We start from the raw sequence: 24,047 nt of genomic DNA, 5'->3' as shown, positions 1-24,047 counted from the left end.
GCGCCTTGGTGCAGCGCCCTGGGGGCTTCTGTGTGGAGCGCCGTGGATTGGGGGGGGTGTATCCACGGCCGCTTACGGCGACCTGGCCCGGGTCAATGGGGGTCGTGTCTCCGACTATGGCAGACGGGCACCTCATCGCCAAACCGTCGTACCTCACCACTCTGGTGCAATACGGTCATTTCGTCGATGAATCTCAGGTGAGATGGGCCACTGGCCTGGTAAATGCTGCGTAAATATCACTCCTGGAGAGTGATTCATCGACGTACCGCGAGAGCTGTCGACTGTCCGTGCGCGACCCGTGGGTCCGAAGAATTGGGTCAATCATTACCTTTGACCACTTTCGCGCCTACTGTGCTTTCCCGTGACCCCGATCGACCTGATGCATCCGACGACATCCCGCACCAAGACCACCGTGCTGCTCGTCGGCGTACTCCTCGCCGTCCTCGCAGTCCTCGCCGGCTGCGGCTCGGGCGGCGAGCGGACCGGGGAGCGCGCCACCGGGGCGGCCGTCCCGTCCGCCGAGTCCGAGAAGGCCGCACTCCCCGCCGGACTCCCTGGCATGCCGCCCGTCCAGGACCCCAAGGACGTCTACGCGGCCGACCGGCCCGGCATGCTCTCGCCGGTCGTCAAGGACTTTCCGTCCCGGGTGTACGTCCCCAACACCAACTCCAACACCGTCTCGGTCATCGACCCCGGGACGTACAAGGTCATCGACACCATCCCGGTCGGTGTGCAGCCACAGCACGTCGTCCCCTCCTGGGACCTGAAGACGCTGTGGGTCAACAACAACCGGGGCCACACGCTCACCCCCATCGACCCGGCGACGGGCGAGGCGGGCGAGGCCGTCGATGTGCACGACCCGTACAACCTCTACTTCACCCCCAACGGCAAGTACGCCGTCGTGATGGCATCCCTCGACCGCGAGCTCGTCTTCCGCGACCCGCATACCATGGAGACCAAGCACACGGTTCCGGTCTCCTGCTACGGCGTGAACCACGCCGACTTCTCCGCCGACGGCAGGTACTTCATCGTCTCGTGCGAGTTCTCGGCCGAACTGCTCAAGGTCGACACGGAGAAGATGAAGGTCGTCGCCCAGCAGCGGCTGCCGTTCGAGGGCGCCATGCCGCAGGACGTGAAGCTCTCCCCGGACGGCAGGACGTTCTACATCGCCGACATGATGGCGCACGGCGTGTGGGTGCTCGACGGAGAGAAGTTCACCGAGCCGAAGCTGCTGCCCACCGGCAAGGGCGCCCACGGTCTCTACATCAGCCGTGACTCCAAGGAGATGTACATCCCCAACCGCGGCGAGGGCACCATCTCCGTCTTCGGCTTCGCACAGAACAAGCTGACCAAGAAGTGGCGGCTTCCGGACGGCGGCAGCCCCGACATGGGCGGCGTTTCCGCCGACGGCAAGGTGCTGTGGCTGTCCGGGCGTTACGACTCCGAGGTGTACGCGATCGACACGAAGACAGGGAAGCAGCTGGCCCGTATCCCGGTCGGAAGCGGCCCGCACGGGCTTGCCGTCTACCCGCAGCCCGGCCGCTACTCCCTCGGCCACACAGGTGTCTTCCGCTGAGGTGACGCACAACTCGCCCACGGGCGGGTGCCGCTGCGGCATCCGCCGCGAGCGCTGGCGCTGCTGAGCGGCGCCGAACCGGCCGGGCGCGTCCCCGGGCGCGCCCGGTCAGCGCTTCGCGAGGACCGCCTCCGACCCGACCGGCCGGTATCCGGCGGTCTGGAACGCCCGCACACTGCGGGCGTTGCCCGGGGACTGCTGGGACCACACGACCGGGCCGGGCACCAGGTGGCGGGCCGCCCGCGCGAGGACCGGGCCGAGGCCCTTGCCGCGCGCCTCCTCGTCCACCTCGATCGAGGTCTCCCACCGCCCTGCGATCCCTCGGCCGAGGACCAGCACGCCGCCCTCGGCGGCCCACACCCGTACGTCGTCGCGGCGCTTCATCGCGCTGACCACCCGCGGGTGGGCGCGGTCCTCGATCTCACGCAGCGCGAGGTCCGGCTCCCCGGGCAGCGCACTCGCGACCGTCAACAGGTCGATGGTGTCCATGGAGCGGCCCGTGCGGGCCATCAGGGCGCAGAGGAAGCCCGGGTTCATCGGGGCTGCCAGCCGGTCGGACGAGGCCGCCGCCAGCTCCTGCCGCACCCACTGCGGATCCTCGTCCGTGAAGACGACCGAGTGCGCGGTGAACGCCACCACTCCCGCATCGCGCGGATCCGCCTGGGGCACCACCGTCACCTCCCCGTCCGGAGGCGGGAAACAGCCTCCGGCCGCCGCGTCCAGAATCTCCGCCAGTACCTTGCTCATCGCACGCCTCCCCATGCCCCCGTATCCGGGCTCCCGTCCATGATCGGCCAATGGGGCCGATAATCTGACCCTCGTCAGTAATGCACCAGGAAAGGGTGACCGGTGGCGGACATCGAGGAAGCGCGCAAGGCGTTCGATCGCTACGACGCGGACGGCGACGGCTTCATCACTGCGGCCGAGTACAAGACGGCCATGGCTCAGATGGGTGACTGGAACGTCACCGAGGCGGTGGCCGAGGCCGTGATCGCCGCGCAGGACGCCGACAAGGACAAGCTCCTGTCGTTCGACGAGTTCTGGGCGCACCTGAACAAGGCCTGACGCAGCGGGACATGCGCGTGGCCCCCGGCGAGAACGCCGGGGGCCACGCGCATGCCCGGATCACGTACCGCCTGTCCACTCCTTCTCGAGGGACTCCGGTGAGGGCGGCTTCCGATAGGCGTCACGAGGCGTCGGCGAAGTTGCTCCGGGAGACCTGCCTCCGCGAGGCAGCCCAGTTTCTCGGCCATGACCCGGGTCGCGGAGTGAAGGATGACCATCAAGGCGCGACTCTGCTCGCTCGCCGACAGTCCGGTCAGGACGTTGTCGCGCGTCAGGTAGAGGGCTCCGGCGATCACGGGAGGACCGTTCTTCTTCAGTCCCGCGGTGCACCGGAAGGAGATGCCCGCACCGTCCGGATAGCCCGTGGAGATCAACCCCGTCCGGTAGTAGGTGTGATCCGGGTCGATCTTGTCCGGCCAGCCGAAGCCGGCGTCAAGATGGGTGAACTCGATGTGGAAAAGTCTCTCTTCGCCTTCCCTCACGTCGCACACGACGCTTCGCGAGGTGCTGACCTCAACGTGATCGCGCAGCCGGAGCACGGCCCTGTCCCAGGATTCGGGAAGCTCTTGGTATGTGCCTGAGCTGATTTGCTTCAAGGCGTTCCTGGCATCGCGCGAGAGCGACGAGTCACACAGCTTATCGGCGGGTATGCCGTCCGCCTTTTCCTTGTCGGCCGAGCACGAAGCGACGGCCAGTACCGTGCACAGCACAACAGCGAGCCATGGCATGCGGCGGCGGGAGATGCGCGTGCTTCGCGTGGCCCGACCGTCCTCAACCTGTGTACGGCTTCTGGCCACGACGGGCGTTCTCCTCTGCCCCGTGTCGTAGTTGTTCTTGAGGTCGTCGGACAGATTTCCGATGGCATCGGGTTCACTGCTGTGCCCCTCGAGATATGTGGCCGCCGTCGCGCCCAGGGCCTCCTCGCCGCGGATGTAGAACTCGCGCGAGTCGACGGGAGCAGGAGGTTCGGGTCCGCCGAACACGGCGTCGTTGTGGAACACCTTCGCGAATTCGGTACCGGCGCCCACGGCGATGGGGACGAGCATTCCCCAGGGGCCTGCCTTGCCGACCACGGAGACGATTCCGGCGCTCAGCGCCGGCGCGGCTCCGCTGTAGCCCACCCGCGTCTCCGCCAAATCCGTCTCGATGTCATCGAGCGCCTTCTTCGCCGCCCGGAAGTCCTCCAGCCCCTGCTGCAGCACAGCGTGCACCCGGCGGGACTCGTCCGCGGCAGCTTGCAATTGCCCTTGAGGGTCCCGGACACCTGCCCGGTCTCGCGCACCACCTCGTCGTCGGCCTTGAGGAACTGGCCGAGCACGACCTCCGCCTTGCCCGCGCGTTCCTTGAGGACGGACGCGGTGACCTTCAGTTTCGGCCCCGGTGCCGCAGGGCCGTACGGGCCGTCGACGTGATCGAGCGACATGCTCGCGAACGCCGACCTCCCCTGGGCCCCGGCCGCCTGTCCCGCTTCCCCCGCTAATGCCACGTGGCTTTCCTCCGTTCGCCCGGCGACGAACTCGCCGATGCGTGCCGAGAAGCTAGTGGCCGAAGAAAGACGGAAGGTGTCGTACCAGGGGCTGCACGATGGACGCGCAGACCCCGGAGGACTCGCTCAGCACTCGATGATGTTCACCGCGAGACCGCCCCGCGCCGTCTCCTTGTACTTCACGGACATGTCCGCGCCCGTGTCCTTCATCGTCTTGATGACCTTGTCGAGCGACACCTTGTGGCTTCCGTCGCCGCGCATCGCCATCTTCGCGGCGGTGACCGCCTTGACCGCCGCCATGCCGTTGCGCTCGATGCACGGGATCTGCACGAGGCCGCCGACCGGGTCGCAGGTCAGGCCCAGGTTGTGCTCCATGCCGATCTCCGCGGCGTTCTCGACCTGCTCGGGGGACCCGCCCAGCACCTCGGCCAGTGCGCCCGCAGCCATCGAGCAGGCGGAGCCGACCTCGCCCTGGCAGCCGACCTCGGCGCCGGAGATCGAGGCGTTCTCCTTGAAGAGCATGCCGATCGCGCTCGCGGCGAGCAGGAAGCGGACCACGCCTTCCTCGTCGGCGCCGGGCACGAAGTTCATGTAGTAGTGCAGGACGGCCGGGATGATGCCGGCGGCGCCGTTCGTCGGGGCGGTGACGACGCGGCCACCCGCCGCGTTCTCCTCGTTCACGGCCATCGCGTAGAGCGTGATCCACTCCATCGCGAGCGCCTGCGGGTCCCCCTCGGAGCGCAGCTTGCGGGCCGTGGTCGCCGCACGGCGGCGCACCTTCAGGCCGCCCGGCAGAATGCCCTCGCGCGACATGCCGCGCGAGACACAGGCCTGCATGGCCCGCCAAATCTCCAGCAGCCCCTCGCGGATCTCGTCCTCGGTGCGCCAGGCCTTCTCGTTCTCCAGCATCAGCGCGGAGATCGACAGGCCGGTCTCCTTGGTCAGGCGCAGCAGCTCGTCACCGGTGCGGAAGGGGTGCTTCAGCACGGTGTCGTCGAGCACGATCCGGTCCTCGCCCACCGCGTCCTCGTCGACGACGAAGCCGCCGCCCACCGAGTAGTACGTCTTCTCCAGGACGAGCGTGCCCTCCGCGTCGTAGGCGAAGACCGTCATGCCGTTGGCGTGGTAGGGCAGGGCCTTGCGGCGGTGCAGGATCAGGTCCTCGTCGAAGTCGAAGCCGATCTCGTGCATGCCGAGCAGACTGATGCGCTTGTCCGTCCTGATCCGCTCGACCTGCTCGTCGGCGCTCTCCACGTCGACCGTCCGCGGGGAGTTGCCCTCCAGGCCCAGCAGGACCGCCTTGGGGGTGCCGTGACCGTGACCGGTCGCGCCCAGTGAGCCGTACAGCTCGGCGCGTATCGAGGCGGTGTGGGCCAGCAGGCCCTCGTTCTTCAGCCGCCTGGCGAACATCCGGGCCGCACGCATCGGGCCCACCGTGTGGGAGCTGGACGGGCCGATGCCGATCGAGAACAGGTCGAAGACCGAAATGGCCACGGGGAACTCCTTGTGGGGGTGGTAGACGCCGTTGTCTGCCGGGTGGTGCAGAGGCATTGCGTGTGTACGTGGTGCGGGGCACCGCACTCACTGTCCAGTGTGCGCGGTGCCCCGTTTTTTTTGTGCTCAGGTCTGGTTACAGACCAGGGTAAAGCGGGTGCTTCTCGGCGAGGGCCGTCACCCGGGCGCGCAGGCCCTCGGCGTCGTAGGACGGCTTCAGTGCCTCGGCGATGATGTCCGCGACCTCGCGGAAGTCCTCGTCCTGGAAACCGCGGGTGGCAAGCGCCGGCGTGCCGATCCGCAGACCCGAGGTGACCATCGGCGGCCGCGGGTCGTTCGGGATGGCGTTGCGGTTGACCGTGATGCCCACCTCGTGGAGGCGGTCCTCGGCCTGCTGGCCGTCCAGCTCGCTGTTGCGCAGGTCCACCAGGACCAGGTGCACGTCCGTGCCGCCGGACAGCACGGAGACACCGTGCTCGGTGACGTCCGGCTGGACGAGCCGCTCGGCGAGGATGCGGGCGCCGTCCAGCGTGCGCTGCTGTCGCTCCTTGAAGTCCTCGGAGGCGGCGACCTTGAAGGAGACCGCCTTCGCCGCGATGACGTGCTCCAGCGGACCGCCCTGCTGGCCGGGGAAGACCGCGGAGTTGATCTTCTTGGCGAGCTCGGCCGTGGAGAGGATCACACCGCCGCGCGGACCGCCGAGGGTCTTGTGCGTGGTGGTGGTCACGACGTGGGCGTGCGGCACCGGGTTGGGGTGCAGACCCGCGGCGACCAGGCCCGCGAAGTGGGCCATGTCGACCATCAGGTACGCGCCGACCTCGTCGGCGATCCGGCGGAAGGCCGCGAAGTCCAGCTGGCGCGGGTACGCGGACCAGCCGGCCACGATCAGCTTCGGCTTGGACTCCTTGGCGAGCTTCTCGACCTCGGCCATGTCCACGCGGCCGGTCTCGTCGACGTGGTACGCGACCACGTTGTAGAGCTTGCCCGAGAAGTTGATCTTCATGCCGTGGGTCAGGTGACCGCCGTGGGCCAGGTTCAGGCCCATGATCGTGTCGCCCGGCTTCAGCAGTGCGAACATCGCGGCGGCGTTGGCCTGCGCGCCGGAGTGCGGCTGCACATTGGCGTGCTCGGCGCCGAAGAGCTCCTTGATGCGGTCGATCGCGATCTGCTCGATCACGTCGACGTGCTCGCAGCCGCCGTAGTAACGGCGGCCCGGGTAACCCTCGGCGTACTTGTTGGTGAGGACGGAGCCCTGCGCCTCCATGACCGCGACCGGAGCGAAGTTCTCCGAGGCGATCATCTCGAGGGTGGACTGCTGACGGTGGAGCTCGGCGTCGACGGCGGCGGCGACGTCCGGGTCCAGCTCGTGGAGAGGGGTGTTCAGAAGCGACATCGGGAAGATCCTTAGTTGCCGGAGAACTCGGTGTACTCGTCGGCGGAGAGCAGGTCCTTCGGCTCCTCGCCCACGCGCACCTTGAAGAGCCACCCGCCCTCGAACGGGGCGGAGTTCACCAGCGACGGGTCGTCGACGACGTTCTGGTTCGCCTCGACGACCTCACCGGTGACCGGCGAGTAGAGGTCGCTGACGGACTTGGTCGACTCCAGCTCGCCGCAGGTCTCGCCTGCGGTCACGGTGTCGCCGACCTCCGGGAGCTGGGCGTAGACGACATCGCCGAGCGCGTTGGCCGCGAACTCCGTGATGCCGACCGTCGACACGCCGTCCTCGGCGGCCGACAGCCACTCGTGCTCCTTGCTGTAGCGCAGCTGCTGGGGGTTGCTCATGACCTGAATTCTCCTGTACGCGGGGGAGTGCTGGTGAACGTGAAGAGGGTGCGGACGATCACTTCTGGCGCTTGTAGAACGGCAGCGCCACGACCTCGTACGGTTCATGGGTACCGCGGATGTCGACCCCGACGCCCGGCGTGCCGGGCTCCGCGTGGGCCGCGTCGACGTAGGCCATGGCGACGGGCTTGCCGAGGGTGGGGCTCGGGGCACCCGAGGTGACCTCGCCGATGACCTCCCCACCGGCGACCACGGACATGCCGGCACGCGGGACACGACGGCCCTCGGCGATCAGACCGACGAGCTTGCGCGGCGGCGCGGTCTCGGCGCGCTCGGCCGCCGCCTGCAGCGCCAGACGGCCGACGAAGTCGCCGTCCTTCTCGAACTTCACGACCCGGCCCAGGCCCGCGTCGAACGGCGTCAGGGCGGTGGTCAGCTCGTGCCCGTACAGCGGCATGCCCGCCTCCAGGCGCAGCGTGTCCCGGCAGGACAGACCGCACGGGATCAGCCCGACGCCCTGGCCCGCCTCGGTCAGCGCCTGCCACAGCTTCTCCGCGTACTGCGGCTCGACGAACAGCTCGAAGCCGTCCTCGCCGGTGTAGCCCGTGCGGGCGATCAGCGCGGGGACACCTGCGACGGTGCCGGGCAGGCCCGCGTAGTACTTCAGGCCGTCCAGATCGGCGTCCGTGAGGGACTTCAGGATGCCGGGGGACTCGGGGCCCTGGACCGCGATCAGCGAGTAGGCGTCACGGTCGTCGCGGACCTCGGCGTCGAAACCGGCCGCCCGCTCGGTCAGGGCGTCCAGCACGATCTGGGCGTTGCCGGCGTTGGCGACGACCATGTACTCGCTCTCGCCCAGGCGGTAGACGATCAGGTCGTCGACGATGCCGCCGTCCTCGCGGCAGATCATCGTGTAGCGGGCACGGCCCCGGCCGACGGTGCCGATGTTGCCCACCAGCGCGTAGTTCAGCAGGTCCACGGCCTGCGGGCCCGTGACGGTGATCTCGCCCATGTGGGAGAGGTCGAAGAGCCCGGCCTTCGTGCGGACGGCGTTGTGCTCGTCGCGCTCACTGGCGTACCGCAGCGGCATGTCCCAGCCGGCGAAATCGGTCATGGTCGCGCCCAGGGAACGATGCAGTGCATCGAGGGCGGTCAGACGAGGGGCATTGCTCATAGGTATGGCTCCCAGGGCATGGCTGCGAGGACAATCCTCCCCATCTGTCATCGGAACCTGAGAGGTTCGCCCCGACCCCGCGTACGGATGGTCGTGGCTTGCACCTTGGGTGGAGCCGCTCGAGCACGACTCGCTTTTCAGATCTGCCTCATCGCACGCGGTACGGGGCCTGAGAGATTCAAGGGAGGATCTTGCTCCTTCGGCGCCCCGCCACACCAGGTGGCCGGGACTCTCCCGCGCGGATTCAAGCGGCCGGTATGCAGTTGGCGCGCACATCATTGCATGCATCGGGGAAGAGTGGGGGTGCGACCTCGAACCGTCCCTCTCCGGACAGCGCCGCCGCGCCGGTGGCAAAGTCGGTGGTCTCGTATTACCAATTCTTTACACTTCATGGGCAAGGCTGGGATGACCCGATCTGGGGAGGGTGATGACGTTGCAGCGGTCCGGTGCATACGCCGCCACGGCCGTGGGGGTGCCCGTCGACCAGGGCGTTCCCGTCCGGGGCACGCTCGGGACGCCCGCGCCCGTCCTGCGCGACCTGCGCGACCGGGCGGGGCGCAGCCCGCGCAGCCTCGTGTTCGCGGCGGGGGACGTGGTGGTGGTCTCCGGCCTGCCCGGGAGCGGCAAGAGCACGTTGATACAGCGCGCGGTGCCCGGCGGAGGAATCGATTCCCAGAACACCCGCGACCGGTGGGACGCACGCATGCCCCGCCTCCTGCCGTACGCCGTCTACCGCCCGCTCGTACGGATCGCGCACTACGCGGGCCTGCGGCGCGCACTGCGTTCGGGCGAGAGCGTCGTCGTCCACGACTGCGGCACCCAGACCTGGGTGCGGCGCTGGCTGGCCCGCGAGGCGCGGCGGCGCGGCAGGGCACTGCACCTGGTGCTGCTCGACGTCACTCCCCGCGTGGCGCGCCAGGGACAGCGTGAGCGGGGCCGCGGCGTGTCGGGGTACGCGTTCGCCCGTCACCGCCGGGCGGTGGGCCGCCTGCTCACCGACGCGGAGGAGGGCCGCCTGCCGACGGGCTGCGCCTCTGCGGTCCTCCTGGACCGCGCGTCGGCGGGGGCGCTGACGCTGCTGGGCTTCGACGCGGCGTAGGCCGGAAGGCTGAATTGTCAGCCCCGGCGCTCGATGTGCGGGGATCGCCGCCGGCGCTCCCGATTCGGGACAGGGCGGGGTGGCGGACCGTCCGCGCATCGGACCCACCCGCCCGCCCGTCCTCCCCGCCATTAAGGTCGTACGCGGCACACGCACGGCCGGGCGCGCCCCGGGGGAGAAGGACGAGCGCATGGACACTCCGTACAACGGCACCGGCCCCGGTGTCACCGGCACCGGCTGGCCCGGCAATGAACTCGAGGAGACCCTGACCGCCTCCCTCGGCAACCCCTCCGCCGGCGCCCGGCTCGTCGAGGTGCTCGGCCGCAGCAGCGTCTGGGTGCCGCTGCCCAACGGCGGCGGGCCCGACAGCCCGAATCTCGATCTGCCCACGATGGAGATCGACGGCGCTCCCTACGTCCCCGTCTTCAGCTCCGAGCAGCAGTTCCTCGCCATCGTCGGCGCGCACATGCCCTTCACCGTCGCGCCCGCCCGGGAGTTCGCCCGCGGACTGCCTCCGCAACTGGGCATCGCAGTGAACCCGGGCGGTGCCATCGGCGCCCCGCTGCCTCCACCCGCCGTGGCCGAATTGTGCCGGGTGGGGCGCACCCCGCTCGACGGCCCCGCCTCCGGTGGCCGGGTCCGGCTCTTCGAGCCGGACTGGCAGGAGGAGCCCGTCGACTTCCTCGCCGCGGCGGCCGGGGAGTTCGAGGCCGTCGGCGTCGTGCTCACCGCGCGACGGGCGCTGGCCTCTGTCGAAGGGGACGCGCCGGCTCTGTTCATCGGTGTGCAGCTGTCCTCGTGGGAGGGCGCCGACCGTAACGCGCCGATGGACGCGCTCGGTCGCGCGCTCGGCCGGGTCCAGGTCCCCTGGCAGGTGAATCTCGTCCTGCTGGATGTTGCGCAGGACCCCGTGGGCGACTGGATGCTGGAGCGGGTCCGGCCCTTCTACGAACGACATCCCGCGTAGAAGTCACGTCTGTGTCAGGACTCCCGCATAAGCTGGTTTGATGGCCTGACCGCAGGTCCTGCCGTGCGGCGGATCGTGGATCGGTGGATCGAAGAAGGGGCGGAATCCAGGTGAGTGCGTCAGGCACCGCGGCGACCGGACAGGTCGAGCACATGCTGCGCCAGGTGACTCCCGGACGCTACGACGCGTACGAGGCACTGCTGCACGCCCTGGCCGACCCCGCCGGCGGCCGCATCTGGATGCTGCTGTGGCACGGGCAGCCCGGCTCACCCGATGCCCAGTACGGCAACATGGAGATCGACGGCATCGGCTACGCCCCCTGCGTGACCTCCGCCCAGGAGCTCGCGGTCTCCGGCTGGAGCCGCGCGCACGAGATCGTCAGCGGCCGTGACGTCGCCCGCTCCCTCTACCCCGAGCGCTTCGGGATCTGGCTCAATCCGCATGCCCCGGGCGGCGGGGTCGGCATTCCCTGGCTGGATCTGCGCCGTATCGCCACCGGCCTCGACCGCATGCCTGCGGGTCCGCTGCGGCTGTCCGACCCGGCCATCGAGATCCCCCAGTTCTACGGTCTGCTCACGCAGAACGCGCATCGCACCCCTTCCGTGCGCGCGCTGCGCCGCGCGTGGGTGCAGCCCGCGGTGGGCCCCGCGTATCTCGCCATCGGGCTCGATCTGTACGACACGGGGCCGCAGTCGGTCGATGCGGTGCGGGCGATGATGCAGCAGACGATCGGTTCCGTCCCCGACGGTCTGCCGGTCTCCACGGTCGCGCTGTCCGACGAGTACGACCCGGTGGCGATGTGGATGCGGGCGAGCGCCCGTCCGTTCTACGACCGTGAGGCGCACGGCGGAGCCCCCGTGGCCGGTGGATACGGCTACCCCCAGCCCTACAGCCGCTGATCCGCGGCTCCGCCCACCAGTTGGGACGGCACTCGAACAGGCGTTACTGAACCCGGACTCATGACAAGGGTGTTAACCGGTCGGGCATGGATGTCCCAGATCTGACCGGTTTGTTGAGTGTCCGGGTCTCAGCTAGGTATCACCGCTATCCGGACTGTTCTCCGGGGTGTATCTGATCTGTAGTGTTCGGCCGGTCAAGACCTCTCCACATGGTGAACCAGGGGTGGACCCATGCGAATATTCAAGTCCCGAGCCACTCGGGCGATCACGGCGGCCGTGGCTGTCGGTCTGATCGCGACGGGCTGCTCCAGCGAGCGGGGCAAGGACGGTGACAAGGGCGGGGCCGAGGACACCTTCGTGTTCGCAGGCGCCGGTGACCCCGGTTCTCTGGACCCTGCACTCGCGAGCGACGGCGAGACCTTCCGGGTCACCCGGCAGGCCTTCGAGGCACTGCTCGAGCACGAGCCAGGCGGCAGCAAGCTCGTCGGCGGTCTCGCCGAGAAGTGGTCGAGCAACCCGGCCGGCACCGTGTGGACGTTCAACCTCCGCAAGAACGTGAAGTTCCACGACGGCGAGGCGTTCAACGCCGAGGCCGTCTGTGCGAACTACAACCACTGGTTCAACTGGAAGGGCACGTACCAGTCCAGCGCGGTCTCCTACTACTGGCAGACCATCATGGGCGGGTTCGCGAAGAACGAGGACAAGGAAGCGCCGAAGGCGAACTTCAAGTCCTGCACCGCCAAGGACGACAGCACCGCTGTCATCGAGGTCAACGAGCCCTCGGCGAACCTCCCCGGCGGCTTCTCCCTCCAGGCCCTCGCGATCCACTCGCCGAAGGCGCTCAAGGAGTACGAGAAGCAGGACGCGACCGCCAAGGGCGACGCGATCACGTACCCCAAGTACAGCCAGGAGGCCGGCACGGTCGCCGGTACCGGCCCGTACAAGATCGTCAAGTGGAACAAGGGCAACAAGGAAGTCTCCCTCGAGCGCTTCGACGACTACTGGGGTGACAAGGCCAAGGTCAAGAACCTGGTCTTCCGCACCATCGACACCGAGGAAGGCCGCCGTCAGGCCCTGCAGGCCGGCGACATCGACGGCTACGACCTCGTCGCCCCGGCCGATGTGAAGACCCTGGAGGGTGAGGGCTACGAGGTCCCGACCCGTGACGTCTTCAACATCTTCTACGTCGGTATGACGCAGTCGAAGAACCCCGCCCTGAAGAAGGCCGAGGTCCGCCAGGCGATCACGCACGCCATCGACCGCGAGAACATCGTCAAGACCCAGCTGCCCGAGGGTGGCAAGGCCGCGACCCAGTTCATGCCCGACACGGTCGCCGGCTTCTCGGACAAGGTGAAGAGCTACCCGTTCGACACCAACAAGGCCAAGGAGCTCCTCAAGAAGGCCGGGGAGGAGAAGCTCAAGATCGAGTTCTGCTACCCGACCGAGGTCACCCGCCCGTACATGCCTGCCCCGCAGGACATGTTCGAGCTCATGAAGGCGGACCTGGAGAAGGCCGGCATCACGGTCGTCCCGAAGGCCATGAAGTGGGCGCCGGACTACCTGGACGCCACCGAGGCGGGCTCCTGCGCCCTGCACATGCTCGGCTGGACCGGTGACTTCAACGACGGCTACAACTTCATCGGCACCTGGTTCGCCGGGCCCGACAAGCAGTGGGGCTTCAACGACAAGAAGGTCTTCGACGCGGTCAACGCGGCCTCGGAGGTGACCGACCCCGCGGGTCGCACGGACGCCTACAAGAAGGCCAACGAGGCGATCATGGAGTACGTCCCGGGTATCCCGATCTCGTCCTCCCCGCCGGCGATCGCGTTCGGCAAGAACGTCAACCCGCCGAAGGTCTCCCCGCTGACGCAGGAGAACTTCGCCGAGGTCTCCTTCAAGTAATCGCACACCAGCGGGTCCGCCCGGCCACAGAAACTCGGTGGCCGGGCGGACCCGCATCGACGCACGTGAGAAAGGGGCATGCGGGGTGCTGCGACTTGTCGTAAGAAGACTGCTACAGCTCATTCCCACCCTGCTCGGCCTGTCGGTTCTGCTGTTCCTGTGGCTGAACCGGCTGCCCGGCGGACCCGCCTCAGCGATCCTGGGCGAGCGGGCGACCGAAGCCGAAGTAGCGAGAATCAACAGAGCGTTGGGGCTCGACGAGCCCGTCTACGTCCAGTACTGGCGCTTCCTCAAGCGCATCATCGAGCTCGATCTCGGCACTTCCACCCAGACCGGCCAGCCGGTGTGGGAAGAATTCACCCTGCGCTTCCCGGCCACCGTGGAGCTCAGCATCGCGGCGATCCTCATCGCCGTCGTGGTCGGCATCCCGCTCGGCTACCTGGCCGCCAAGCGCCGCGGCGGCTGGCTCGATGTCGCCGCTGTCTCCGGGTCGCTGATCGGCATCTGCATTCCGGTCTTCTTCCTCGCGCTGCTGCTCAAGGGCATCTTCGCGGTGGAGCTGGGCATCTTCCCGAGCTACGGGCGGCTGTCCACCGGCCTCAACGCCACGGACATCACCGGATTCGCCATTCTCGACGGCGTGTTGACCGGTGAGTTCGACGCCAGCTGGGACGCGATCATGCACCTGGTGCTGCCCGCCGTCGCACTGTCCTCCATCCCGCTCGCCGTGATCGTGCGCATGACCCGCGCCAGTGTCCTGGAGGTGCTCGGCGAGGACTACATCCGCACCGCCGAGTCCAAGGGCCTGGACAAGCGTGTCGTCCGTGGCCGGCACGTCCTGCGCAACGCGATGCTGCCGGTCGTCACCGCCGTCGGTCTGCTGACCGGAAGCCTGCTGTCGGGCGCGGTGCTCACCGAATCGGTGTTCTCCTTCGGCGGCATCGGCAACTTCATCCGCACCTCGATCGACGCCCGTGACTACCCGGTGCTCGTCGGCTTCATCCTCTTCATCGCGATGGTGTACGTCCTCATCAACCTGCTGGTCGACCTCGCGTACAGCATCATCGACCCGAGAGTGCGGGTGCACTGACGTGACGACCTTGACCAAGAAAGCAGACAAGATCGACCGGCTCGCCGAGCTGATGCAGGTGAACGAGGTGACCTCGGGCGCCAGCCTGTGGCGCGAGGCGCTGCGGCGACTGCGGTCGAGCAAGATGGCCGTCATCGGCGCGTTCATCATCGCGGCGTTCGTCGTGCTCGCGATCATCGGGCCGTGGATCGCCCCGTACACCCCCACTGCCCAGACCTGGCGCGGCGAAGTCTTCGCCAACCAGGGCAAGTTCGTCGGCATGCGCGGCGAGAACTGGTTCGGCCTCGACCACCTCGGCCGTGACATGTTCTCCCGCATGCTCGTCGGAGCCCGGCAGACCCTGCTCGTCGGCATCGTCTCGATGCTCATCGGGCTGATCATCGGTGCCGTCGTCGGCGTACTGTCCGGCGCCGCCGCCACGCTCGGCGGTCAGATGGGCCAGCGGGTCGACACCGTGATCATGCGGTTCACCGACATCATGCTGTCGCTGCCGTCGCTGCTGCTGGCGGTCTCGATCGCCGCCGTCATGGGCCAGTCCCTGACCACGGTGATGATCGCCGTCGGTGTGGTGCAGATCCCCATCTTCGCCCGCCTGCTGCGCGGTTCGATGCTCGCCCAGGGCGGCGCGGACTACGTGCTCGCCGCCAAGGCGCTCGGCATCCGCAGGAAGCGGATCGTCCTCACCCAGATCCTGCCGAACTCGCTGAGCCCGGTGATCGTCCAGGCCACTCTCAGCCTCGCCACCGCGATCATCGAGGCCGCGGCGCTCTCCTACCTGGGCCTCGGCAACCCCGACCCGGCCATCCCCGAGTGGGGCGTCATGCTCTCTCAGGCGCAGCGCTTCTTCGACAACGAGCCGATGATGGCGGTCTATCCGGCGGTCGGCATCATCATCACCGCCCTTGGCTTCACCCTTCTCGGCGAGGCCATGCGCGAAGCCCTCGACCCGAAGCTGCGAGGCTGAAGTCCCATGGCACTGCTCTCTGTTGAAGAACTCAGCGTCACCTTCGGCGGCCGTGGCCGCAAGGATTCGACGGCCGTGGACGGCGTCTCCTTCGACGTCGACCAAGGTCAGGTCGTGGGCCTGGTGGGCGAGTCGGGCTGCGGCAAGTCCGTGACCTCGCTCGCGCTGATGGGCCTGCTGCCCAGCAAGGGCGTGAAGATCGGCGGCCGTGCCGACTTCGACGGTCAGAACCTGCTCACCATGAGCCCGCGCAAGCTGCGGGACATGCGCGGCAGCCAGCTGGCGATGATCTTCCAGGACCCGCTGTCCTCGCTGAACCCGGTCGTCCCCATCGGCGTCCAGGTCACCGAGATCCTCCAGCGCCACCGCGGGCTGAAGGGGGAGGCCGCCCGCAAGGAGGCCGCCCACCTGCTCGACCGGGTCGGCATCCCCGACCCGAGGCGACGGCTCAAAGAGTTCCCGCACCAGCTCTCCGGCGGTATGCGCCAGCGTGCGCTGATCGCCATGGCGGTGGCCTGCGCCCCGCGTCTGCTGATCGCCGACGAGCCGACCACCGCACTGGATGTGACCATCCAGGCGCAGATCCTGGAGCTCCTCAAGGAGCTGGTCGACCAGGAGGGCACCGCCCTGCTGATGATCACCCACGATCTGGGCGTGGTGGCCGGCCTCTGCGACGAGGTCAATGTGCTCTACGCGGGACGGGCGGTGGAATCGGCGGGGCGCCGCGAGCTGTTCGCGCACCCCACCCACCCGTACGCGCACGGCCTCCTCGGCTCCATCCCGCGGCTCGACGCGCCGCGCGGCGAGCCGCTCAACCCGATCCGGGGTTCCATCAACGACAAGATCGCCTGGGCCGACGGCTGCGCCTTCGCGCCCCGTTGCGACTCCTACACGATGGAGTGCCTGACCGGCACACCCGAACTGACCGAACCACGCACGGCCGGACACCAGGTGCGCTGCGTCAACCCGGTCCTGCCCAAGGCGGAGGTCTCGGCATGAGTCTTCTCGAACTGGACGGCGTCAAGGTCCACTTCCCGGTCAAGAAGGGTCTCTTCTTCGACCGCACGGTGGGCCATGTCTACGCCGTCGACGGTGTCTCGCTGAAGGTCGAGGCGGGTCAGACCTACGGCCTCGTGGGCGAGTCGGGCTGTGGCAAGACCACGCTCGGGCGCGCGGTGCTGCGGCTCGTGGACATCACCGACGGCGGGGTCGTCTTCGACGGCACGGATCTCGCGAAGCTGCCGTCCGAGGAGATGCGCTCCTTCCGCAGGCGGCTGCAGATGGTCTTCCAGGACCCGCTCGGCAGCCTCAACCCGCGGCAGAACATCGAGTCGATCCTCTCCGAGGGCATGGCCGCCCACGGCATCGGCAAGGACCAGAAGGACCGACGGGAGAAGATCAAGGAGATCCTCGCCAAGGTCGGACTCCCGGCGAACGCGCTGTCCCGCTACCCGCACGAGTTCTCCGGCGGACAGCGCCAGCGCATCGGCATCGCCCGCGCGCTCGTCCTCGAACCGGACGTGATCATCTGCGACGAGCCGGTTTCCGCGCTCGACGTGTCGATCCAGGCGCAGGTCATCAACCTGCTCGAGGAACTGCAGGAGTCGCTGGGCCTCACCTATCTCGTCATCGCCCACGACCTCGCCGTCGTCCGCCACATCTCGGACGTCATCGGGGTCATGTACCTGGGCTCACTGGTCGAGGAGGCGCCGAGCGACGCGCTGTACGCGGGGCCGAGGCACCCGTACACCAAGGCGCTCATGTCCGCCGTGCCGGTGCCCGACCCGGAGGTCGAGGACCGGCGTGAGCGGATCCTGCTCCAGGGCGACCTGCCGTCGCCGGCGAATCCGCCGGCCGGCTGCCGTTTCCACACCCGCTGCCCGTGGGCCCAGGACAAGTGCGCGGTCGAGCGCCCGGTCCTGACGGACCTGGGGGACGGGCACAAGGTGGCGTGCCACTTCGCGAAGGAGATCGAGGAGGGCACGATCGGGCTGACCCGCCCGACAGGCATCGAGGCCGTTGTCGCGACGGAGGCGGTGGCTTCCCAGGAGGCAGAGGTCTCGGACGCGGCCGTGGATCTGGACGCGGTGCCCGTGGCGACGGCCTCCTTGGAGGCCGCGCCGTCGAAGGAGGACGCGGTCCCGGAGCCGGTCGCGAAGTCCGAGACCGCCGACGCTTTTGAAGCGGACGCCGGGGACGACGCTCCCGACGCCGCGGAGCAGCCGTCCCCGGCCGCCCCGGACGAGGCGGGCAGCGCGGAGACGTCACAGGAGGCGGCCGAAACGGACGAGGCGCCGCTCTCGGCCGAGGCCGCGGACGACGATGCCGCCGAGGCGGAACCGGCTGCCGAGGCGGCCGACGCCGGCCCGGCTGCCGAGCCCGTCGCATCCGTGCCGGAGCAGGCCACCGCCGAGCCCACTGCCGCCGAGGCGGCGGGCAAGGGCGCGGCGGAGAAGGGCTGACGGGGCCCGCAGGACGCCCGGGAACACCGGACAGGGATACGCACGGTAGAACTGTCCGGTGTTCCAAGAACTGTTCACGCCCTCCGTCCAGCACGCGCTCGACCTCGTGGGGATCTTCGTCTTCGCCATCTCGGGTGCGCTGCTCGCCGTACGCAAGAACTTCGACGTGTTCGGCATCGCCGTGCTCGCCGAGATCACGGCGCTGGGCGGAGGGCTGCTGCGTGACATGATCATCGGCGCCGTACCGCCCGCGGCGTTCACCGATCTCGGGTACTTCCTCACGCCCCTGGTGGCCACGGCCTTCGTCTTCTTCCTGCATCCGCACGTGGAGCGCATCCAGGTCGGCGTCAACGTCTTCGACGCGGCGGGCCTCGGGCTCTTCTGCGTGACCGGCACGACCAAGGCGTACGAGTACGGGCTCGGGCTCACCGCCTCCGCCGCGCTCGGCCTTGCCACGGCGGTCGGCGGCGGTGTGCTGCGCGACGTGCTGGCCAACGAGGTGCCCTCGCTGCTGCGCTGGGACCGCGATCTGTACGCCGTCCCCGCGATCGTGGGCGCCGTCATGGTGGTGCTCTGCATCCAGTTCGACGTGCTGAACGCGGCGACGAGCGGCCTGGCGGTCGTGACCGCCTTCGTGCTGCGGCTGCTGGCGATGCGTTTCCACTGGCGGGCGCCGCGCGCCTGGAACCGGCGGTCGGAGGCCACCGAGGAGTAAAAAGCTACCGCTCAGTAATTGTTTGTTGTACCGTACCGCCATGGCAGAGGCAGCACAGGCGACGCAGGCGACCGTCGGCAACAGTGAGTTCGATCGCGACACCGCGATCACCCTGCGCGAGACGGGCGTCTACGACGCGGAGCTCTCGGCGGGCTGGACGATCATCCACGCCGTCAACGGCGGGTATCTGCTCGCGATGCTGGGCCGCGCGCTCGGCGACGCCCTCCCGCACCCGGACCCCTTCACGGTCTCGGCGCACTACCTCACGGCGTCCCAGCCCGGCCCCGCGGTCATCCGCACCGAGGTCATCCGCACGGGCCGCACGCTCTCCACCGGCCAGGCATCCCTCCTCCAGTACGCCGAGGACGGCACCGAGGTCGAGCGGATCCGGGTGCTCGCCTCCTACGGCGACCTCGACACGCTTCCCGACGACGTCCGCACCACGGCGAAGCCGCCGGCGATCCCGCCGATCGAGCACTGCTTCGGCCCGTCGGACGGCCCCGCGCGCATCCCCGGCAGCTCGGCGATCACCGAGCGCCTCGACATCAGGCTGGATCCGGCGACCGTCGGCTGGGCCGTGGGCGCGCCTTCGGGCAAGGGGGAGATGCGCGGCTGGTTCGGGCTGGCGGACGGGCGCGACGCGGACCCGCTGTCGCTGCTGCTGACCGTGGACGCGATGCCCCCGACGTCGTTCGAGCTGGGGCTGACGGGCTGGACCCCGACGGTCGAGCTGACGACGCACGTGCGTTGCCGCCCCGCGCCCGGGCCCCTGCGGGTGTCGATCACGACGCGCAATCTCGCGGGTGGCTTCCTGGAGGAGGACGCGGAGGTCTGGGACTCGGCGGACCGTCTCGTTGCCCAGTCCCGTCAACTGGCGAAGGCCCCCCGGGGCTGACGACCGCGCACCGCACCCCCGGAAGGTCTGACCTTCCGGGGGTGCGGTGCGTCACGGGCCGACTCTCGCACCCTGGGGCTCAGTCCAGCCAGTGCCGGCGCCCCAGGCTCACCAGTCGCAGCTGGCGCCGCGCCACCCGGGCAACCCGTTCCTCGCCGTCCGGTCCCGCCTCCAGGAATGCGGACGCCGTCATCACCATGTGGTCGACGTACACACCCGCGAGCATCTGCAGGTCGTCCCCGGTCCAGTCGGACGTCTCGGGCTCGCGGGCGAACACCGCGGCCACCTCGTCCGCGAACTGTCGCAACTGCTCGCCGATCGCCTCCCGCACCGGCGCCACCCCGCCGTGCCGCTCGCGGGCCACGAAGCGGACGTGCGCCGGGGACGTGCGCACGAGCTCGGCGACCAGTGCCACCGTGCGGTCGATGCGCGTCTCGTCGGCCGGTTCCGTCAGAGCCTCGCCGATCGTCGTGTGGAGGCTGCCGAGGGCTTCCTCGACGAGCGCGACGCCGAGATCGGCCATGTCCCGGAAGTGCCGGTAGAAGGCGGTCGGCGCCACCCCCACCGCTCGGGTGACCTCACGCAGGCCCACGCTGCTCAGGCTCTGCTCCTCCAGGAGTCGCAGAGCCGCGTCGAGGAGGGCCTGACGGGTCTTCTGCTTCTGGGCCTGGCGGATGCCGACGGTGTGACTCATGACATTCAGTAAACAACCGTTCTCCCGGGAACGGAAGAGTAGACTCATGAGTCAGTGAACACTCGTACTCCCAATGTTTCCCCTCGTTCACCGAAAGGACGACCGTGATAGTCCTCGTCGCAGCGCTCCTCCTGATGGGCATCATGCTCGGCGCCGTGGTCCAACTCCCCGTACCCGTATCCCTCGTGGCCGGCGCAGTCATCGGCTGCTGGCTGCTCGTCTTCGCCGTGCGCGAGCGTCGCGTCCGGCACCACTGACCCGGAAGGAGAAGAACGACATGCAACTCGCCACGCCCGTACCGATGGACGAGAAGCGCCAGGACGCCGACGGCATGGCCGTCGCCGCCTTCGTGCTCGGTCTGCTCGGTCTGCTCGTGATGAACATCGTCCTCGGGCCGACGGCCATCGTGCTCGCCGCGATCGCCCTGTGGCGCGGTTCCGCGCGCCGCGGCCGTGCCCTCCTCGGACTCGCTCTCGGCGTCGCGGACCTCGTGGTCCTCGCCGTCCTCGTGACCGCCAACGGGTCCGTGGTCTGGGGCTTCGGCGCCTGACCGACCGCCGGGGAGAGTCGCTACGAACCCCCAGGGGCGCACGCCGGACGACCGTGCCCCCCTGCGCCGCGTCCGCGCCCCCGGTGTGCCTCGTAGAATCGGGGCCACCATGGCTTACCTCGACCACGCAGCGACCACTCCGATGCTTCCGGAGGCGGTCGAGGCGATGACCGCGCACCTCACCGTCACCGGCAACGCCTCCGCACTGCACGCCGCCGGACGGCGCGCCCGCCGCACCGTCGAGGAGGCCCGCGAGACGCTCGCCGAGGCCCTCGGCGCACGGCCCAGCGAAGTCGTCTTCACCTCCGGCGGGACCGAGGCCGACAACCTCGCCGTGAAGGGCCTCTACTGGGCCCGCAGGGACGCCGACCCGGCCCGCACCAGGGTCCTCGCCAGCCCCGTCGAACACCACGCCGTCCTGGACGCCGTGGACTGGCTCGCCGAGCACGAGGGCGCCACCGTCGAGTACCTGCCGGTCGACTCCTACGGGCGGGTCCACCCCGAGGCGCTGCGCGAAGCGATCGGGCGCAACCCCGACGACGTCGCCCTCGCCACCGTGATGTGGGCCAACAACGAGATCGGTACCGTCTTTCCGGTCACCGAACTGTCCGCCGCGGCAGCGGAGTTCGACGTCCCGCTGCACGCCGACGCGGTCCAGGCGTTCGGCCAGCTCGATGTCGACTTCGCCGCATCCGGCCTCGCGGCGATGACCGTCTCCGGCCACAAGATCGGCGGCCCGTACGGCATCGGCGCGCTGCTGCTCGGGCGGGAGTACAGCCCCGTGCCCGTCCTGCACGGCGGCGGCCAGGAACGGCACGTGCGGTCCGGCACCCTCGACGCCCCGGCGATCGCGTCGTTCGCGGTCGCCGGACGGCTCGCCGCCGAACGCCGCGAGGACTACGCCCGCGACATCGGCGCCCTGCGCGACGAGCTGGTCCGCGCCGTCCGCGAGGCCGTGCCGGACGCGATCCTCGGCGGCGACCCGGTCGACCGGCTGCCCGCCAACGCCCACTTCACCTTCCCCGGTTGCGAGGGCGACTCGCTGCTTCTGCTCCTGGACGCCCAGGGAATCGAGTGCTCCACGGGCTCCGCCTGCACGGCCGGTGTCGCCCAGCCCAGCCACGTCCTGCTGGCCACCGGCACCGACCCGGACCTGGCCCGCGGCACCCTGCGCTTCAGCCTCGGCCACACCTCGACGAAGGCGGACGTGGACGCCGTCGCCCAGGCGATCGGCCCGGCGGTGGAACGGGCCCGTACGGCAGGGCTCAGCTAGGCCCTGCCCGGACGGGACCTGGGTTCTGCCCGGACAGGGGCCCGGTATGTCCGGGCGGTGGCGCGCGGCGGGGCTCAGTCTGCGGCGGCCTCGCGAGCGGCGGGCTCCGCCGCTCGGACCAGCTTCAGGTACTTGTCCCAGTTCCAGTGCGGGCCCGGGTCCGTGTGGTCGGTGCCCGGGACCTCGACGTGGCCGATGATGTGCTCACGGTCGACAGGTATGTCGTAGCGCGCGCATATCCCTGCCGTCAGCCTCGCCGACGAGCGGTACATCGCGTCCGTGAAGTCCTGCGGGCGGTCCACGAAGCCCTCGTGCTCGATGCCGACGCTGCGTTCGTTGAACGAGCGGTTCCCCGCGTGGAAGGCGACGTCCAGCTCGCGGATCATCTGTGCCACGTGACCGTCCTTGCGCACCACGTAATGCGTCGCCGCACCGTGGCCGGGGTCCTTGAAGACCTTCAGCGCCGAGGGGTAGCTGCCCTGGACGACATGGATGATCACGCGGTCGATCCCGTAGTCGTCGGGCCGGTCGGCCAGCCGCCAGTTCGCCCGGGACGCGGCCGTCCATTCCGCGCTCGTGTGGTCGAGCTCGCCCGGCTTGCGCGGCTTCGCCATCCCCGGCAGCCGCCACCAGGCGCGCCGCAGCTCGTCCTGTGCCAGGGCACCCCCGCCCACGAGCACCGCGCCCGTGCCGATCAGCACGGCCCGCCTGCTCACGCCGTTCTTCTTGCGGCCGCCGTGCTTGCTGTCGCTCCCCATGCCGACCACAACGCATACTCACGAGCTTTCGGTTCCCCGGCACCCGTACCCTGGTAGCGCTATGACTCAGACTTCCCAGCGCCCCCTCCGCGTGCTCGCCGCCATGTCGGGCGGCGTGGACTCCGCCGTCGCCGCCGCGCGGGCCGCCGAGGCCGGGCACGATGTGACCGGCGTCCACCTGGCCCTCTCCGCGAATCCGCAGTCCTTCCGCACCGGCGCCCGCGGCTGCTGCACCATCGAGGACTCGCGCGACGCCCGGCGTGCCGCGGATGTCATCGGCATCCCCTTCTACGTCTGGGATCTCGCCGAGCGCTTCCGCGAGGACGTGGTCGAGGACTTCGTCGCCGAGTACGAGGCCGGCCGCACCCCCAACCCCTGCCTGCGCTGCAACGAGAAGATCAAGTTCGCCGCGCTGCTGGACAAGGCACTCGCCCTCGGCTTCGACGCGGTGTGCACGGGGCACTACGCCACCGTCGTGCTCAACGACGACGGTACCCGCGAGCTGCACCGCGCCAGCGACATGGCCAAGGACCAGTCGTACGTCCTCGGCGTCCTGGACGAGAAGCAGCTCGCCCACGCCATGTTCCCCCTCGGTGACACGCTCACCACCAAGGACGAGATCCGGGCCGAGGCCGAGCGCCGCGGGCTCGCGGTCGCGAAGAAGCCCGACAGCCACGACATCTGCTTCATCGCGGACGGCGACACCCAGGGCTTCCTGGCGGACCGCCTCGGCGGCAAGGCGGAGGGCGACATCATCGACGAGTCGGGCGCGAAGCTCGGCAGCCACGACGGTGCCTTCGGCTTCACCATCGGCCAGCGCAAGGGCCTGCGCATCGGGCATCCCGCCCCGGACGGCAAGCCGCGCTACGTCCTCGACATCTCCCCGGTGAACAACACCGTGACGGTCGGCCCCGCCGAGGCGCTCGACGTCTCCGCCCTCACCGCGATCAAGCCCCGCTGGTGCGGCGCGGCACCTGCCGGTCCGGGCACCTACACGGCACAACTGCGCGCCCACGGCGGCGAGACGGAGGTCACGGCGGAGCTGGTCGACGGCTCGGAGCTGCGAGTGACCTTCACCGAGTCGGTGCGGGGCGTGGCCCCGGGCCAGGCCATCGTTCTCTACGACGGCACCCGCGTCGTCGGCTCGGCGACCATCGCAACGACACGGCGGGTGGCGGCGCTCGCCTGACGCGGCGACGCCG

The 24,047-nt window shown here is 69.4% G+C and carries 23 protein-coding genes and 1 riboswitch; of the genes, 16 read left to right on the top strand and 7 right to left on the bottom strand.

The genetic code is table 11. From position 1 onward, the window contains the following. Nucleotides 1-379: 379 nt before the first annotated feature. On the top strand, nt 380-1,576 hold the full coding sequence (locus AC067Z_RS19260; RefSeq protein ID WP_478790857.1) for a YncE family protein: 1,197 nt from the start codon (nt 380-382) through the stop codon (nt 1,574-1,576). A 108-nt stretch (nt 1,577-1,684) separates the two neighbouring features. Here the strand turns inward: AC067Z_RS19260 and AC067Z_RS19255 are convergent, their stop codons facing one another. Beyond that, complete coding sequence (locus AC067Z_RS19255) at nt 1,685-2,323, bottom strand: GNAT family protein (protein WP_478790736.1); 639 nt, start codon at nt 2,321-2,323, stop codon at nt 1,685-1,687. Between the two features lie 102 nt (nt 2,324-2,425). Here AC067Z_RS19255 and AC067Z_RS19250 point away from each other — a divergent pair, with 102 nt between their 5' ends. Further along, the gene (locus AC067Z_RS19250; protein ID WP_478790735.1) at nt 2,426-2,641 is read left to right on the top strand and encodes an EF-hand domain-containing protein; all 216 of its coding nucleotides are present in this window, start codon (nt 2,426-2,428) and stop codon (nt 2,639-2,641) included. A 1,612-nt stretch (nt 2,642-4,253) separates the two neighbouring features. On the opposite strand, the gene AC067Z_RS19245 is transcribed toward AC067Z_RS19250, so the two are convergent. The 4 genes from AC067Z_RS19245 to gcvT form a co-directional block, all read right to left on the bottom strand. Continuing rightward, on the bottom strand, nt 4,254-5,621 hold the full coding sequence (locus tag AC067Z_RS19245) for an L-serine ammonia-lyase (RefSeq protein WP_478790734.1): 1,368 nt from the start codon (nt 5,619-5,621) through the stop codon (nt 4,254-4,256). A 136-nt stretch (nt 5,622-5,757) separates the two neighbouring features. After that, complete coding sequence (gene glyA, locus AC067Z_RS19240; protein WP_478790733.1) at nt 5,758-7,014, bottom strand: serine hydroxymethyltransferase; 1,257 nt, start codon at nt 7,012-7,014, stop codon at nt 5,758-5,760. An 11-nt stretch (nt 7,015-7,025) separates the two neighbouring features. Continuing rightward, nucleotides 7,026-7,403 (bottom strand): glycine cleavage system protein GcvH, encoded by a 378-nt coding sequence (gene gcvH / locus AC067Z_RS19235; RefSeq protein ID WP_478790732.1) that lies wholly within the window; start codon nt 7,401-7,403, stop codon nt 7,026-7,028. A 58-nt stretch (nt 7,404-7,461) separates the two neighbouring features. Continuing rightward, complete coding sequence (gene gcvT, locus AC067Z_RS19230; RefSeq protein ID WP_478790731.1) at nt 7,462-8,577, bottom strand: glycine cleavage system aminomethyltransferase GcvT; 1,116 nt, start codon at nt 8,575-8,577, stop codon at nt 7,462-7,464. Nucleotides 8,578-8,725: 148 nt separating this feature from the next. After that, a riboswitch (glycine riboswitch) is annotated at nt 8,726-8,824 on the bottom strand. 180 nt (nt 8,825-9,004) lie between these two features. Between gcvT and AC067Z_RS19225 the strand changes: the two genes are divergently transcribed. The 10 genes from AC067Z_RS19225 to AC067Z_RS19180 all read left to right on the top strand — a co-directional run bounded on the left by AC067Z_RS19225 (nt 9,005) and on the right by AC067Z_RS19180 (nt 19,570). Beyond that, complete coding sequence (locus AC067Z_RS19225) at nt 9,005-9,676, top strand: AAA family ATPase (RefSeq protein ID WP_478790730.1); 672 nt, start codon at nt 9,005-9,007, stop codon at nt 9,674-9,676. A 190-nt stretch (nt 9,677-9,866) separates the two neighbouring features. Then, entirely contained in the window at nt 9,867-10,643 is a 777-nt protein-coding gene (locus AC067Z_RS19220) for an enhanced serine sensitivity protein SseB (protein WP_478790729.1), read from the top strand. Between the two features lie 110 nt (nt 10,644-10,753). Then, nucleotides 10,754-11,542 (top strand): enhanced serine sensitivity protein SseB C-terminal domain-containing protein, encoded by a 789-nt coding sequence (locus AC067Z_RS19215; RefSeq protein WP_478790728.1) that lies wholly within the window; start codon nt 10,754-10,756, stop codon nt 11,540-11,542. 231 nt (nt 11,543-11,773) lie between these two features. Beyond that, nucleotides 11,774-13,444 carry an ABC transporter substrate-binding protein gene (locus AC067Z_RS19210; RefSeq protein WP_478790727.1) on the top strand — a complete coding sequence of 557 codons (1,671 nt, stop codon included), beginning with the start codon at nt 11,774-11,776 and terminating at the stop codon, nt 13,442-13,444. 85 nt (nt 13,445-13,529) lie between these two features. Continuing rightward, a complete protein-coding gene (locus tag AC067Z_RS19205; RefSeq protein WP_478790726.1) occupies nt 13,530-14,534 on the top strand; it encodes an ABC transporter permease in 1,005 nt (334 codons plus the stop codon). Between the two features lies 1 nt (nt 14,535). After that, nucleotides 14,536-15,498 (top strand): ABC transporter permease, encoded by a 963-nt coding sequence (locus AC067Z_RS19200; protein WP_478790725.1) that lies wholly within the window; start codon nt 14,536-14,538, stop codon nt 15,496-15,498. Between the two features lie 6 nt (nt 15,499-15,504). Next, a complete protein-coding gene (locus AC067Z_RS19195; protein WP_478790724.1) occupies nt 15,505-16,497 on the top strand; it encodes an ABC transporter ATP-binding protein in 993 nt (330 codons plus the stop codon). After that, nucleotides 16,494-17,960, top strand: a complete 1,467-nt coding sequence (locus tag AC067Z_RS19190) for an ABC transporter ATP-binding protein (protein ID WP_478790723.1) — start codon at nt 16,494-16,496, stop codon at nt 17,958-17,960. The genes AC067Z_RS19195 and AC067Z_RS19190 overlap by 4 nt, the downstream gene beginning before the upstream one ends. 58 nt (nt 17,961-18,018) lie before the next feature. After that, entirely contained in the window at nt 18,019-18,675 is a 657-nt protein-coding gene (locus AC067Z_RS19185) for a trimeric intracellular cation channel family protein (RefSeq protein WP_478790722.1), read from the top strand. A 40-nt stretch (nt 18,676-18,715) separates the two neighbouring features. Continuing rightward, nucleotides 18,716-19,570: a thioesterase family protein gene (locus tag AC067Z_RS19180; RefSeq protein WP_478790721.1), complete on the top strand. Its 855-nt coding sequence runs from the start codon at nt 18,716-18,718 to the stop codon at nt 19,568-19,570. Nucleotides 19,571-19,649: 79 nt separating this feature from the next. Here the strand turns inward: AC067Z_RS19180 and AC067Z_RS19175 are convergent, their stop codons facing one another. After that, complete coding sequence (locus tag AC067Z_RS19175) at nt 19,650-20,264, bottom strand: TetR family transcriptional regulator (RefSeq protein WP_478790720.1); 615 nt, start codon at nt 20,262-20,264, stop codon at nt 19,650-19,652. Nucleotides 20,265-20,368: 104 nt separating this feature from the next. Here AC067Z_RS19175 and AC067Z_RS19170 point away from each other — a divergent pair, with 104 nt between their 5' ends. The 3 genes from AC067Z_RS19170 to AC067Z_RS19160 all read left to right on the top strand — a co-directional run bounded on the left by AC067Z_RS19170 (nt 20,369) and on the right by AC067Z_RS19160 (nt 22,087). Beyond that, entirely contained in the window at nt 20,369-20,521 is a 153-nt protein-coding gene (locus AC067Z_RS19170; RefSeq protein WP_478790719.1) for a hypothetical protein, read from the top strand. A 20-nt stretch (nt 20,522-20,541) separates the two neighbouring features. Then, nucleotides 20,542-20,814, top strand: a complete 273-nt coding sequence (locus tag AC067Z_RS19165; RefSeq protein ID WP_478790718.1) for a DUF4190 domain-containing protein — start codon at nt 20,542-20,544, stop codon at nt 20,812-20,814. 109 nt (nt 20,815-20,923) lie between these two features. Continuing rightward, nucleotides 20,924-22,087, top strand: coding sequence for a cysteine desulfurase family protein (locus tag AC067Z_RS19160; RefSeq protein ID WP_478790717.1), 1,164 nt, complete (start codon nt 20,924-20,926; stop codon nt 22,085-22,087). A gap of 74 nt (nt 22,088-22,161) precedes the next feature. On the opposite strand, the gene AC067Z_RS19155 is transcribed toward AC067Z_RS19160, so the two are convergent. Next, on the bottom strand, nt 22,162-22,845 hold the full coding sequence (locus AC067Z_RS19155) for an N-acetylmuramoyl-L-alanine amidase (RefSeq protein ID WP_478790716.1): 684 nt from the start codon (nt 22,843-22,845) through the stop codon (nt 22,162-22,164). A 61-nt stretch (nt 22,846-22,906) separates the two neighbouring features. Here AC067Z_RS19155 and mnmA point away from each other — a divergent pair, with 61 nt between their 5' ends. Then, on the top strand, nt 22,907-24,034 hold the full coding sequence (gene mnmA, locus AC067Z_RS19150; RefSeq protein ID WP_478790715.1) for a tRNA 2-thiouridine(34) synthase MnmA: 1,128 nt from the start codon (nt 22,907-22,909) through the stop codon (nt 24,032-24,034). The last annotated feature ends 13 nt before the right edge of the window (nt 24,035-24,047 follow it).

It is taken from the genome of Streptomyces sp. NPDC043812, assembly GCF_056436245.1.
This window is presented reverse-complemented; position numbering and strand designations above follow the sequence as displayed.